We start from the raw sequence: 13,659 nt of genomic DNA, 5'->3' as shown, positions 1-13,659 counted from the left end.
TTTTATTTTCATTAAAATGCAAATCATAAAAGGATTGATTATGACAACCCGCCTAACACAGTGCCTAGTGGGCTTTGCCACACTGTCACTGAGCCAACTAAATTATGCGGCGCAAGACGAAACAATTTGGGTCACTATTGATGCCCTTGCTGCAGAGCACTTTCAACAAGATACAGTAAGTAAACGTAAACAAAGCAGTAATTTTGCGATGCAAAAATCGGCTTTGAATCAAGTTAATTTTATGCGCGTTAACAAGCAGGATATCGCTGGGTTAAGTGAGTTTATGCACGATAACTATCATCGCTGCGGTGGTTTTGTAGCCCATGACTCATTAGCAGATGCAGAGCTTTACACTCAGCAATTAAATGCTGTAGCTCAGACAGCTATGAATGCGAGCCTAGTAAACTACAGTATTGATAATGCCACGACAGTTAACGCACTAATATCATCGATTGATAGTAGCGAACTGAGCGATACGGTTAATAGCATGATGAACTTTCATAACCGATATTATTCAGTGCAAAGTGGTGTTGATGCAGCCGATTGGTTAAAGAGCCATTGGCAGCAAATAGCCAGTAGCCGCAGTGATATAAGCGTTGAGTATTTTAACCATAGTTTTTCGCAATCATCAGTTATTGTGACCATTCCTGGTGCAGAAAAAGCAGATGAAATCGTCGTTATTGGTGGTCATTTAGACTCAATCAATCAGTCTAATCCAAGTAATGGTCGTGCTCCTGGTGCAGATGATAATGCCTCTGGTATTGCAGTGCTCACACAAACCCTCAAAGCAATTGTGGAAAATAACTACCAACCTCAGCGAACCATTCAAATTATGGGGTTTGCCGCTGAAGAGGTAGGCCTTAGGGGCTCAAAAGATATTGCCCAAAGTTATAAAACACAGGGTAAGAATGTTGTAGGTATGGTGCAGTTTGATATGACTGGCAATAACGGCAGCAACACAGATATTGTGATGATGACCGACTACACTAACTCATCGCAAAATCAGTATTTATCGCAGTTGCTCGATGCTTACCAGCCCACAGTGAGCTATGGCTTTGATCAATGTGGTTATGGCTGCTCAGATCATGCCTCTTGGTATCAACAAGGGTTTGCCGCCTCAATGCCATTTGAATCAACAATGAGTGATATTAACCCATTGATCCACACATCAAATGATGCCCAATTTGATGCGGCTCACGCGAGTAAATTTGCAAAATTGGCAGTGAGCTATGTTGCTGAAATGGCAAAGAACGCTGGTGATGTGGTAACTGAGCCGACTAATCAGCTTGAAAATGGCGTAGCTAAAACAGGTTTGTCGGGCGCAGCAAAAGATCAGTTATTCTTTACACTTGATGTACCCGCAATGAGCAGTAACCTTGAGTTTGTAACCGAGGGCGGCTCGGGCGATGCTGATTTATACGTTAAATTTGGCGCTAAGCCGACCTTACAGGATTTTGATTGTAAAAGCACAACCTCTACAAGTAATGAAAGCTGTGTGATGTCGTCAGTTCAAACTGGCACGTATCATGTCATGGTTGAAGCGTGGAATGAGATTTCGAATGTGTCACTCACGGGAAGTTATAGCACCTCAGGTGGCGGTGAAAACGTTGACCGAACTGAGACAAACGTGAGTGTGGCTACCGGAAGTTGGCTGCGCTTTACTCAACAAATACCCGCAGGCCTAAGTAACTTAACGGTGACTATTTCTGGCGGTAGTGGCGATGCAGATTTGTATGTTAATTATGGCTCAGCGTCAACAAGTTCAAATTATCTATGTCGGCCGTACAAAAATGGTAACGAAGAAAGTTGTCAATTTGATAACCCACAAGCTGGCACTTGGTACATAGATTTACAAGGTTACCGAGCTGCATCGGGCGTTACATTAACGATTCAAGGACAATGATTTAAACCCAATCATACTTTTAACCATGAGGAAGCCTTGCTTCCTCATTTAGTCTTGCCCTTGGCAAGTCAGTTACGTAAAATCTGCCCATCACTTTTAATCTATTGGCGAAGTTTATCAAACAACTTTTCAGTGCCACTGGCCCCCTTGCACTTTCTCTTGATGGATATACTCCTCGGCAGCCACAAATTGACATGGCTGTTGCAGTTGATGATGCCTTAAAAAAACGTCACCAATTAGTGGTTGAGGCGGGCACAGGCACGGGTAAAACCTACGCTTACTTAGCGCCTGCGTTAAAATCAAAAGGCAAAACCATAATCTCAACGGGTTCAAAAGCACTACAAGAGCAGTTGTTTCATCGGGATTTACCCAACTTAGTCAAAGCACTAAGCGCCACTAAAAAAGTTGCCCTTTTAAAAGGCCGTGCGAATTATTTGTGTACCTATCGCTTAAGTCAGCATGTTGCGCATGTACCAACAGATGATCCTGATGTAATGCATCAACTCGCGATGGTGGCAAAGTTTGCAAGTGAAACCCGTTCAGGCGATTTAGCAGATTGTATTGGCATAGAAGAAGACGCCAAAGTACTGCCTTATGTTAGCTCAACCGCAGATAACTGTTTGGGTAAAGAGTGCCCCGATTTTCAAGATTGCTACATTCGTAAAGCCCGCTTAAATGCCATGGAAGCTGACGTGGTGGTGATCAACCATCATTTATTTTTTGCAGATATGGCTGTAAAAGATACAGGCTTTGCTGAATTAATGCCTACGGCAGACGCCTATATCTTTGATGAGGCGCATCAGCTCAGTGAAATTGCCAGTGACTATTTTGGTGAAAGTGTTAGCACCAAAAAGCTGGTGGATTTAATTAATGACTTACGAGCAATTTACCGTGCCGATATCCCTGACATGCTGCAATTAGGCAAAACTCTCAACAAGTTAGAAACTAGCGTGGCAGATTTACGCTTGCAGTTTGGGGTTGATGGTAGCCGTGGTGATTGGCGTGAAAAGCTGGCTGATAAAGATATTTGTGCAGCACTGCACCGGGTCATTAGCGACCTCGACTTTTTATACCAAGTATTAAAGTTATGCTTGGATCGTAGCGAAAAAATAGAGCATCCGTTTGAGCGTACGCTGGCCTTTAAAGGTCAGTTAGAGCGGGTATTTGATACAGCCCAAACGGGCTATAGTTATTGGTACGAAACCACTCGGCGATACCTAACGGTAAACATTACACCGCTCAATGTATCGGCTAAATTCGCACAAATGATGAAAGACACAGGAGCAGGTTTTGTGTTTACATCGGCGACTCTATCGGTCGATAACGAATTAGAACACTTTAACGCTAGCCTTGGTTTAAAACCAACGCAAAGCATGATTGTTGAAAGTCCGTTTGATTACCAACAACAAGCGCTACTTTGCTTACCGCGCTACTTACCTGAGTCTCATGCGAATAATATGCCCCATGCAATTATCAAGCTGACCCTTGAGTTGATTAAATCAGCAAAAGGTCGCTGTTTTGTGCTGTTTACTAGTTATCGTATGATGCACTTAGTGGCTGAAGGTTTAACCACACAAATGGATTATCCGGTTTATATGCAAGGACAAATGTCTAAACGCATTATCCTTGAGAAGTTTACCCGTCACGGAAATGCCGTTTTACTCGGCACAGCCTCATTTTGGGAAGGCGTAGATGTTAGAGGCAGCACATTAAGTTGTGTTATCATTGATAAATTGCCGTTTGCCGCACCTGATGACCCATTATTGCAAGCAAAAATGCAAGATTGCCAGTTACAAGGCAAAGACCCATTTGCCCATATTCAATTACCCCAAGCGGTCATTGCATTAAAGCAAGGGGTAGGGCGACTTATTCGCGATAGTAAAGATAAAGGTGTGTTGGTTATTTGTGATAACCGCTTAGTAACACGCCATTACGGCCAAGTATTTTTAAAAAGTTTGCCACCCATGCGCCGCACACGCGATTTAGCAATGGCAAACGCGTTTTTAGAACAGATCAATTAGAGTAACTTAGATGATTAAACACAATATTCTTGCCTTAGATGCATCAACTGAAGCTTTATCGCTGGTGCTACATTATCAAGGGCAAACATTTCATCATTTTGAAGAGTGCCCTCAGCAGCACAGTCAAAAGATTTTGCCTTTAATTGATGAGTTACTCGCAAAGGCACAATGTAAACTAGCCGACTTAGATGTGATTGGCTTTGGTCAAGGACCGGGTAGCTTTACTGGCGTGCGTATTAGTGTTGCGATTGCTCAAGGTTTAGCGTATGCCGCACGCTTACCTTTGGTTGGCGTATCAACATTGCAGATGATGGCACAACAAGCGTTTGAGCAAGACCAAGCTAACGATGTGTTTTCTGCGATTGATGCACGTATGGGTGAGATTTATTACGCTCATTATAAAGCTGATGATAATGGCTTAATGACGCTAGTTGATGAAGAGCAAGTCATTAAACCTGAGTTGCTAACGTTACCTGGAACAACAGCGGCAGCGGTGGGTACGGGTTGGCAGACCTATCCTGCACTTGTTACAGGTTTGGCAAATGTAAGCTTAAATGAAAACATTTTACTGCCTGATGCAAAGTACATGCTGGCCTCGGTTGCCACTGCATTCGCTAGCGGTGAAACGGTGACTGCAGCCAATGCACAGCCTAAATATGTTCGTGATACAGTGACTTGGAAAAAGCTACCAGGCCGAGAGTAACTGAAAGAATAACGGGACTTGCGTGCCCGTTAGTTATGGCACATAATTTATTCATGTTTGATTTGGAATTACGAGTTTGACTTTACCTATTGGCTCAGGCTTTTATACCGGTGACATTCCCGGTCAATATAGCCGTAAAAATACCGTTACTGATAAGCCCAAAGCTATATCAGAGCAAACGGCTGAGCAAAAATCGTCAACAGAGTATGTTAAATCAAGCCCTCAAGCTGTTGCTATTGCTGATGAATTTAAAGCTGAGTCGCAAAACTATCAGCAAACAATTTATGACAAACCAAGCAACCCAAAAACCAGTCGTGCTATTTCAACCTATACAGAATTTGCTAACTTAGAGCGCCGCGCCGAAGTGCAAAGCCTTATTGGCGTTGATGTATATGCTTAGCTAACTGGTATAATTGGTGAAACTGAATTCACAAAAAAGCCTAAACAAATTGTTTAGGCTTTTTTTATGATTGGACGGTATTCAATATAAATTACTGTTTAATATAATCAATCAGTTTGTCGGCAATCGCAGTATTGTTTTGCGAACCGTAGAAATCTTCAGCACGTTTACCATAGGCAAATACTTGTACATCAATAGCGGTGTGGCCGCCAGTAGTCCAACCTGTGAAGCTGGCATGATTGATAATATCTTTTACTGCAAGTAGTAGTGCTTTATCACCCATTTTCTTAGCTTGGCTAAGCTTAATGCTGTTTGCATCAGTAAACTCGATATCAGAATACTTTTGCCATACTGCTTTTAAATCATCGCTTTCAAGTAGATCTTTTGTGATAGTGCCAGCTGTTGCTTTAACACCTTTAACAACGTCAGTTTCCCACTTATATTGACCATGAGCACCAAGTGTTAAGCCACCTGTTGAGTGGTCGGCGGTGATAACAAGCAGGGTATCAGGGTTTTTATCTACATACGCTTTTGCTTGTTCAATCGATTTAGCAAAGTCGTCCATTTCGCCCATTGCGCATGCGATGTCGTTTGCATGACCACACCAGTCAATTTGGCTGCCTTCGATCATCACAAAGAAACCTTTGTCGTTTTGACCATCAAGTAAATCAAGCGCTTTAGTTGTCATTTGCGTAAGGCGCGTTGGATTTTCGTCAAGCGCAAACGGTAAACCGACTTCAGCAAATAAACCAAGAGCAGGAACTTGCTTCAAGTCATTCATTGCTGCGAAGTCATCGCTGTACTGATAGCCAGCCGCTTTAAACTCTTCTACTAGGTTACGGTCTTCACGAACGTAATATTTCGTGCCGCCACCTAGCATTAAATCAACCGGTAATTTACCCGCGATTTTGTTATCGATATAGTCGTTAGCAATCTCGTCGTAGTTACGGCGTGATTCATTGTGTGAAGCAAAGCTTGCTGGTGTAGCGTGATTGATTTGCGAAGTAGCTACGAGTGCTGTTGTCATGCCACGCTCTTTGGCAACTTCAAGCATAGTTTTTACTGGTTTTTTATCAGTATCAACAGCAATTGCGCCATTATAACTCTTATGACCACTGCTCAGTGCTGTTGCACCTGCTGCGCTGTCTGTTACATAGGTATGATCGTCAGGGTAGGTATGTGCCATACCACGCAAAATAGTATCGAAAACAGTTGGGTCAACAACTTTAGTATTTGGATCATCTTTAAAGTAACGATATGCAGTTGTGTACGCCGGGCCCATACCATCACCAATCATATAAATGATGTTTTTTGGTGCTGATTCAGCCATTACTGAGCCTGCTGAGCATAATAATGCTAAAAGACTTAATTTTAATTTCATTGATGTAACCTTATTATTGTGCCCTTATTTATACTGCGAGGATTATTGTATACTAGCCAGACGATAAATAAACGCCTTTAAGTTGAAACGCTTAATAAATAGGAGCAATTGTGCAACCTTTTTCTTTTCAAACTGGCACTCAGGCAATGCATGGCCTAACCTTTGGTCATGGCGAAGAGGTTGTGGTTGCCTTACATGGTTGGCTTGATAACGCACATAGTTACATACCTATGTTACAAAACGCGCAGTTAAACCAGCGTTGGTATTGCCTTGATTTTCCTGGCCATGGTTTGTCTGATTGGCGAAGCAGTGACGCCCATTATTACTTTATTGATTATGTTGATGACGTCTATCGGTTTATTGAGTCACTTGATGTAACGAAAGTGCATTTAGTTGGCCATTCTATGGGCGCTATGGTCGCTGGCGTTTTTGCGAGCTGCTTCCCTGAAAAGGTGGCATCGGTAAACTTTATTGAGGGAATTGGCTGCGTTACAACCAACAGCAATGAAGTGAGCGGCCAACTTCGTAAAGCGATATTAAATAGAGCGCGGGTAAACAGCAAAAGCCCTCGTGCATTTGACTCAATAGCGCACATTATTAGTGCAAGGCTTGCAAGTGGCGACCTTGAATACCCACAAGCAGAACTATTAATGACACGAAATAGTTACGAAAAAGCAGGTAAGTGGTATTTAACAACCGATCCTAAGCTTAAAAATCACTCAGGATTTCGCTTTGATGAGGCGCAATGTATTGCAACCATCAAACAAATTACCGCACCATGTCAGCTTATCCTTGGGGATAAGGGTTATCCTTTTGTTAGAGATAACCTAGAGGCATATGGTAAATATTACAAGGAGTTAAAAATTCATGAGATACCTGGAGGTCACCATTGCCATATGCAAAGTCCTGCATTAACCTTAGAGCACATTCATGCATTTATTGGGCAGTATAAAGCAAGTTAATTGTATAATTGCACCAAATGTGGGATTATCTGCACCATTAGAGTATTTACTCCATTGAGAAACGGCCTTAGTTAGATTAAGGTTATTAAAAAATATAATTATAAACAGGAGCTAAGAGTGGAAAAAATCTGGCTTAAACGCTACCCAGAAGGTATGCCTGAAACAATCGACCCTGAGCATTATCACTCGCTACTCGACTTGTTTGAAAAAAGTTTTGCTGACTATAGTGACCTTCCAGCCTTTACCAACATGGGTAAAGTGTTGACCTATAGTGAGTTAGACAGTGCTACAAAACGTGTTGCGTCGTACATTCAAAATGATCTTGGTCTGAAAAAAGGCGATAAAGTAGCGGTGATGATGCCGAATCTACTACAAACGCCTGTGACTATTTTAGGCATTCTTCGTGCAGGTTGTGTAGTGGTGAACGTAAACCCACTTTATACAGTGCGTGAATTAGAGCATCAGTTAAATGACTCTGAGTCATCAGCAATTTTCATTCTTGCTAACTTTGCCGATACCCTAGAAAAAGCATTACCAAAAACCAACGTTAAGCACATCGTGGTTACTCAAGTGGGTGATATGGTGGGAGGCCTTAAAAAGCACATCGTTAACTTTGTGGTTAAGCACGTTAAGAAAATGGTGCCTAGCTATTCATTGCCAAATGTAATCAAATTTGCCGATACACTTGCTGGTAACGAAGCGAACTATAAAAAGCCAAATGTTGATTTAAACGACTTAGCATTCTTGCAATACACGGGTGGTACAACCGGTGTATCTAAAGGTGCAATGCTTTCTCATGGCAACATGGTTGGTAACCTTGAACAAGTATCAGGTTGTTTAGACAAAGTATTAGAGCGCGGAAAAGAAGTGGTTATTACGGCACTGCCGCTTTACCACATCTTTGCTTTGACTGCGAACTGCCTAACATTTATGAAATACGGTGGTTTAAACGTACTTATTACGAACCCTCGTGATATGCCTGGCTTTGTAAAAGAGTTAGCACAACACAAATTTACTGCTGTAACGGGTGTAAATACCTTATTCAACGGTTTACTAAATACCCCAGGTTTTGCTGAACTTGATTTCTCAAGCTTAAAAATGTCACTTGGCGGTGGTATGGCGGTACAGCGTCCAGTTGCTGAAAAATGGCAAGCTGTAACAAAAACCAAATTAATGGAAGGTTATGGCCTAACTGAGTGTGCACCACTTGTAACTGTTAGCCCTTACGACCTGGAAGGTTATAACGGTTCAATTGGTTTACCTGCTCCTAGCACTGAAATTAAGCTTATGCTTGAAAATGGTGAAGAAGCAGCAAAAGGGGAGCCAGGCGAGCTTTGGGTTAAAGGCCCACAAGTTATGCAAGGTTACTATAACCGCCCAGATGCAACAGCCGAATGCTTAAAAGACGGTTGGTTTGCAACAGGTGATATTGCAACTTACGATGATGAAGGCTTCTTCTACATTGTTGATCGTAAGAAAGACATGATTATCGTATCTGGTTTCAACGTGTTCCCAAATGAGATCGAAGAAGTTGTTGCTATGCACGATGGCGTGCTTGAAGTAGCAGCTATCGGTATTCCTCATGAGGTCAGTGGTGAACAAGTTAAAGTTTTTGTCGTGAAAAAAGATCAATCTTTAACTGAAAAAGATATAATAAAGCACTGTCGTGATAATTTAACGAACTATAAGGTGCCTAAACTCGTTGAGTTTAGAGATGAACTACCAAAAACAAACGTTGGTAAGATTCTAAGAAGAGCCTTAAAGGACGAACAAAAATAATTAAAGCCGGCATTAGCCGGCTTTTTTATGGTAATGAAAGGGGTATAAGTGCAATATCAACTGATCGAAACGCAAAATCAATTAAATGATTTTGTAGAAAAAATAACAGGAAAACCGGTACTGGCAATTGATACCGAGTTTATGCGTCGTCGTACGCTTTACCCTGAAGTTGCACTTATTCAAGTATACGATGGTGAGCATTTAGCGTTAATCGACCCACTGGCTGAGTTGTCGCTTTTTGATTTTTGGCAAGTACTTAAAAACCCAGAGGTGTTAAAAGTACTGCATTCACCGTCAGAAGATATTGAAGTGTTTCAAAAATACGCTGGCTTTGTACCAACACCGCTGTTTGATACCCAATTTGCACTGCAAATACTAGGTCATGGAAATTGCATGGGCTTTGCCCACATGGTTAAAGAGTTACTTGATATCGAAATTGATAAAAGTGAATCGCGCACTAACTGGCTACAGCGCCCACTCACAGAAAAGCAGCTAGATTATGCCGCTGCAGATACGTACCACTTACTGCCTTGTTTTGAAATTATTAAAAAACAAATTGATGAAGCTGGCTTTTTTGACATTGTGATCAGCGAAAGCGAGTTAGTTGCGCAAAAACGTGCTTACCAACCACCAGCAGATCAGCTTTATAAAGATATTAAAAATGCTTGGCAATTACGACCGCACGACTTAGCAGTATTACGCGAACTTGCCGCATGGCGCCGTGAAAAGGCAGAGCGCAAAAACCTCGCGCTTAATTTTGTGGTAAAAGAGCACAACATGGTTGAAATAGCTAAGCGTAAGCCTGCAAGTTTAAATGCGTTACGCAGAGTGCCGGGTGTTGAGCCAATGGAAGTGAACCGTTCGGGCGTAGAAATTTTAAAATGTATTGAGCGTGGTAAAGCCGTTCTTGTAAGCGAACAACCTGCACAATTAAAACGTTTAATCGATTTTCCGGCATATAAAAAAGCCGCTAAAGATATTAAACAAAAAATCACCAAAGCTGCAAAAGAGCAGGGTATTCCTGAAGATGTATTGGCCTCTAAAAAACAGATTAACCAACTGATCAGCTGGAATTGGAAGCTCGATGCAGATGAGCGTAAAGCTGCATCAAAGCCAGATCTATTCAACTCATGGCGCTATGAGTATGTGAAAGACGTACTTAAAGAGTGGCAAAATTAAGTAACTATTTCAAAGGGCTTTTTATACTTTGACTTGCATTAAAAGCCCTGAAACTTACTGCGTTTACGCGTAACCTCTAACCAATGCAGTAAGTTATTATCATATCGTTTAAGTCGTTGTTTTTGTTTCGACGTTAAATAATAAAATGGCGCGAATATAAAATAGCCATGACCAATGATTACCACACAATTAAAACCATATTTAGAAAATTGTTTAATTTTTTTAGTTTTGTTCGGTTCAATATGAACATTCCCAAACGCAGAGCTATAAAAAATACCATGGCGACAAATGGTAAGTTTTTTCTTGCTACTTAACATTAAAAATATAACTACAAACGAAATAATTGTAAAAGCCAGTAAAAGTAGCTCGTAGAATGGATGGATTTTTGATGCTGATTTTAATATGAAAAGTAATAAGGCTGCTAAAGTGATAAGCACTGCAAGTGTGCTTTTCTCTGAACTCTTCCTTAAATTCAATACGTTCATTCTCAGTCCTTGAGAGGCTTTTTTAATATAGTACTTCGCTACTTAGATAATACAATCTGCCGAACAAATGAAAGTAAACGCTGCTTTTAATGTTTTATTATTAATTTTTAATGCTGTATTTCATTTAGCTTGTTGAAATTAAATAAGATGTTGAACGATGAGAGGTATAATAATAAATGTAAAATAGGTTGGTAGAATAAGCGACGTTATATATTCTCATTAAGGATAATGATCCATTGAAAACTGCCAAGCTGTTCTTTGCGCATATTTTTATTAAAATGATCGACGCGAGTATATTAATGTATTTAACTTTACATAAAAGATTTTAAAAAAACCTGAGATAGCAATACCTTAAGTAATTTGTTAAAACTATATCAAAGGGGGAAGCCACATAACAAACCGCTGTAGATCTGGGAGGAACATGCTGGGATTAAAGAATGTGAATCGTCCTCGCTTGTTAATATAGCTCACGCTTTTTGTCCCTATGCGAGATGGGTGGTACGTTTAAGGATATTCCCGCAATTAATTTTGGCGTTGGTATTTTTAAAATATAAACAGATGTATTGAACGGAAATTTAGGAGCGCTTTTGTGAAAGGGACTGCATTCATTCTTCTCATTGTAGCCGTTTTCGGTATTCTAAAACTCATTGCTCCGAAGATTGTGGAGTTTTTGCCTGAGTGGGTAAATGGACTTATTTTTCTCATTGTATTTTTAGTTTTGTGTTTTCAATTTGGGCGAATTATCTTTAAACACCTAAGAAAGGACGATTAGCTGTTTGTTTTAAAGTGTATAACAAACAATTTAAGCCGTCGTTCGGTCGTTTTCACAGTATATTTTTTGACATCAATAGGATTAAGGTATGGAAAACTATTCACTAGCAGGCTTGGGGTTGCTAATAGTGTTCAATATTTTGATTAATTTAGTAATTTATAAAAGAAATGATTTTGAAACTTTTCAAAAAGTAGCACAAATAGTTCTGGTTTGGTTACTCCCCGTCATAGGTGGAACTGGAATCTTAATATTCTATAAAAGTATAGACAAACCAATCAGGAAACCAGAAAGCTTTGCAAAACGTTCTGAAGGTAGTAGCTCTTGGCAAGATGAACCCTAATATAGAGCTATTAGGTAGCGACTATTAAAATCCAAGCCATGAGCTCACTTGTTTAAAGCGAGCTCATTTCTAAAATAACCCTACAAACCAAGTAAAATCTTATCTAAATTTTGTTTTGATTTAGCAACGCTTTGTAGTGGGGTTAGTCCGCTTGGGTATTCTTCTTGCTCAAGCACTAACCACTTGGTGTTGCCGTGCGACTCTAAAGTATCGATGATGGCAGGCCAATCAATGTTGTTTTCGCCGATAATCGGGCTCATGTTGCTACCCTCAATCGTACGAACTTTAATGTGCGTAGCAAGCGTGCGGTTAGGGTACTTTTTAATAAAGTAGATTGGATCTTTAGCAGCATAATTGACCCAGCCGATATCTAACTGCAATGGCATGGTCTTGGGTGTATTACTGGCAATATAATCCCAAAACGTTGCGTTATTAAATGCATTAAACTCTTTATTATGATTGTGAAAACCGATCTTCATATCAAAACGGGTCGCATAATCACTGACTTTAGTAAGCTCTTTAACCAGAGATTTAACTCCCTCAGGGTGCCATGCTCTTTCATCCCAAGGTACATAAAGTGTGGTAACGCCAAGGGATTTGTAAAACAGCAGGGTGCTATCAATAGTGTTTTCACTGAGTGCATTAAAGCCTATATGGGCACTACTGGCAACTAAGCCTAACTCACTGAGCTTTGCTTTTAAGGCTGCTGGCTTATTTGAGTATGGGCCAAAGTCTCCGGCAAACTCCACACTGTCAAACCCCATTTCGGCAAGAGACTTAAGCGTACCATGAAAGTCATTTTTTAAGGTGTCTTTGACTGACCACAGTTGCACACTCACGGGCAGTTTTGCGAATAATTGACCACTAAATACAAGGCTAATAATAAGCAATAAAATGCGGGTTTTAAACATACTTAAATCCTAAAAAAGCAGGGGAGTGACCCCCTGCACTGTGTTACAAATAACACAAGGGGGAAAGTTAATCAGTATAGGCGTACTCACTTAAACCAAGCTCAGCTAAAACTTGATCTAAATGGGCTTTTGCTTCATCAGAAGGGCCTGGGTAATCGCCTGCAATAGGCACATTACCAAGGTAACCTATGTCTTTACAGCCTTCAGGCGTACAGAAAAATGCTGCCAGCACTAACTCTTTAAAGCGTAAAAAGGCTTTACCAATGCGCTGAAATTGCAGAGGTGTTTGCTCGTTTAAAAACGCAATATCGTCTAAAATCGCGCGATGTTGCTTTTCGTTAAGTGCAACAAATTGCTTTTTAAAACGAAGCTGTGCTTCATCGTTAAGCCACGCTAATGAGTTTAAAATTTTAATTCTATCGCGTTGTTGGCCTTCATAAGGTGCGCTTACCCACTCATTAATAACCGCCGGTACTTGTAGCTCACTGGCTGAAGGAATAGCACCTTCGCGCGGCACAATGTAATCAGATAAAAGCGCTACCAACGTGAGTTCGTCTGCCGTTAAGGTCAGCGGCCAAGGTGACTCTGGTGGCATCACCAAATTAGGGTCTTGACCATAGCCTTTAGCGGTTACAGGCTTGATATCTAAATCAGGCCAATGCTCTTTTGAAGAGACTGCAACGTCATCTTCAAGTGCTTTTGTGCAGCCAGCAGTTAAACCAATCGCTGAGCCCGCAGCTAATAGACCAAGCCATTTTAAGGACTCACGGCGGCTCATGTTAGAAACATAGTTATATGAGTCGTGTTCGTTACGATGATGCAT

At 40.9% G+C, this 13,659-nt stretch carries 12 protein-coding genes; 8 read left to right on the top strand and 4 right to left on the bottom strand.

The features are described from left to right. Positions 1-40: 40 nt before the first annotated feature. The 4 genes from AN394_RS12815 (at position 41) to AN394_RS12800 (ending at position 5,027) form a co-directional block, all read left to right on the top strand. Positions 41-1,903 (top strand): M28 family metallopeptidase, encoded by a 1,863-nt coding sequence (locus tag AN394_RS12815; RefSeq protein ID WP_082422990.1) that lies wholly within the window; start codon positions 41-43, stop codon positions 1,901-1,903. Positions 1,904-2,007: 104 nt separating this feature from the next. After that, positions 2,008-3,924: an ATP-dependent DNA helicase gene (locus tag AN394_RS12810; RefSeq protein ID WP_054563876.1), complete on the top strand. Its 1,917-nt coding sequence runs from the start codon at positions 2,008-2,010 to the stop codon at positions 3,922-3,924. 10 nt (positions 3,925-3,934) lie between these two features. Continuing rightward, positions 3,935-4,627, top strand: a complete 693-nt coding sequence (gene tsaB / locus AN394_RS12805; protein ID WP_054563875.1) for a tRNA (adenosine(37)-N6)-threonylcarbamoyltransferase complex dimerization subunit type 1 TsaB — start codon at positions 3,935-3,937, stop codon at positions 4,625-4,627. Positions 4,628-4,703: 76 nt separating this feature from the next. Next, positions 4,704-5,027, top strand: a complete 324-nt coding sequence (locus AN394_RS12800) for a hypothetical protein (RefSeq protein ID WP_054563874.1) — start codon at positions 4,704-4,706, stop codon at positions 5,025-5,027. Between the two features lie 91 nt (positions 5,028-5,118). Here the strand turns inward: AN394_RS12800 and AN394_RS12795 are convergent, their stop codons facing one another. Beyond that, the gene (locus AN394_RS12795) at positions 5,119-6,408 is read right to left on the bottom strand and encodes an alkaline phosphatase (protein ID WP_054563873.1); all 1,290 of its coding nucleotides are present in this window, start codon (positions 6,406-6,408) and stop codon (positions 5,119-5,121) included. Between the two features lie 110 nt (positions 6,409-6,518). Here AN394_RS12795 and AN394_RS12790 point away from each other — a divergent pair, with 110 nt between their 5' ends. The 3 genes from AN394_RS12790 to rnd all read left to right on the top strand — a co-directional run bounded on the left by AN394_RS12790 (position 6,519) and on the right by rnd (position 10,328). Further along, positions 6,519-7,370 (top strand): alpha/beta fold hydrolase, encoded by an 852-nt coding sequence (locus tag AN394_RS12790; protein ID WP_055021685.1) that lies wholly within the window; start codon positions 6,519-6,521, stop codon positions 7,368-7,370. Positions 7,371-7,487: 117 nt separating this feature from the next. Then, complete coding sequence (gene fadD, locus AN394_RS12785; RefSeq protein ID WP_055021684.1) at positions 7,488-9,149, top strand: long-chain-fatty-acid--CoA ligase FadD; 1,662 nt, start codon at positions 7,488-7,490, stop codon at positions 9,147-9,149. Positions 9,150-9,197: 48 nt separating this feature from the next. Then, the gene (gene rnd / locus AN394_RS12780; RefSeq protein ID WP_055021683.1) at positions 9,198-10,328 is read left to right on the top strand and encodes a ribonuclease D; all 1,131 of its coding nucleotides are present in this window, start codon (positions 9,198-9,200) and stop codon (positions 10,326-10,328) included. A 38-nt stretch (positions 10,329-10,366) separates the two neighbouring features. Here rnd and AN394_RS12775 read toward each other — a convergent pair whose 3' ends face one another. After that, positions 10,367-10,813 carry a hypothetical protein gene (locus AN394_RS12775; RefSeq protein ID WP_055021682.1) on the bottom strand — a complete coding sequence of 149 codons (447 nt, stop codon included), beginning with the start codon at positions 10,811-10,813 and terminating at the stop codon, positions 10,367-10,369. 860 nt (positions 10,814-11,673) lie between these two features. On the opposite strand from AN394_RS12775, the gene AN394_RS12765 reads away from it, so the two are divergent. Next, positions 11,674-11,925, top strand: coding sequence for a hypothetical protein (locus AN394_RS12765; protein WP_055021680.1), 252 nt, complete (start codon positions 11,674-11,676; stop codon positions 11,923-11,925). Positions 11,926-12,005: 80 nt separating this feature from the next. Here the strand turns inward: AN394_RS12765 and AN394_RS12760 are convergent, their stop codons facing one another. Beyond that, positions 12,006-12,836, bottom strand: a complete 831-nt coding sequence (locus AN394_RS12760; RefSeq protein WP_055021679.1) for a sugar phosphate isomerase/epimerase — start codon at positions 12,834-12,836, stop codon at positions 12,006-12,008. A gap of 67 nt (positions 12,837-12,903) precedes the next feature. Next, positions 12,904-13,659, bottom strand: coding sequence for a gluconate 2-dehydrogenase subunit 3 family protein (locus AN394_RS12755; protein WP_055021678.1), 756 nt, complete (start codon positions 13,657-13,659; stop codon positions 12,904-12,906).

This window comes from Pseudoalteromonas sp. P1-26 (genome assembly GCF_001401795.1).
Taxonomy (GTDB): Bacteria; Pseudomonadota; Gammaproteobacteria; order Enterobacterales; family Alteromonadaceae; genus Pseudoalteromonas.
Note: the sequence above shows the minus strand (reverse complement) of the source record. Positions and strands in the feature narration are given on the sequence as shown.

What these genes read in the sequence shown, in the direction of transcription:
- AN394_RS12765 (WP_055021680.1), top strand. Translation starts at nt 11,674, where the DNA reads ATGGAAAACTATTCACTAGCAGGCTTGGGGTTGCTAATAGTGTTCAAT.
- AN394_RS12775 (WP_055021682.1), bottom strand. Translation starts at nt 10,813, where the DNA reads ATGAACGTATTGAATTTAAGGAAGAGTTCAGAGAAAAGCACACTTGCA.
- AN394_RS12755 (WP_055021678.1), bottom strand. Translation starts at nt 13,659, where the DNA reads ATGCATCATCGTAACGAACACGACTCATATAACTATGTTTCTAACATG.
- tsaB (WP_054563875.1), top strand. Translation starts at nt 3,935, where the DNA reads ATGATTAAACACAATATTCTTGCCTTAGATGCATCAACTGAAGCTTTA.
- AN394_RS12795 (WP_054563873.1), bottom strand. Translation starts at nt 6,408, where the DNA reads ATGAAATTAAAATTAAGTCTTTTAGCATTATTATGCTCAGCAGGCTCA.
- AN394_RS12760 (WP_055021679.1), bottom strand. Translation starts at nt 12,836, where the DNA reads ATGTTTAAAACCCGCATTTTATTGCTTATTATTAGCCTTGTATTTAGT.
- AN394_RS12815 (WP_082422990.1), top strand. Translation starts at nt 41, where the DNA reads ATGACAACCCGCCTAACACAGTGCCTAGTGGGCTTTGCCACACTGTCA.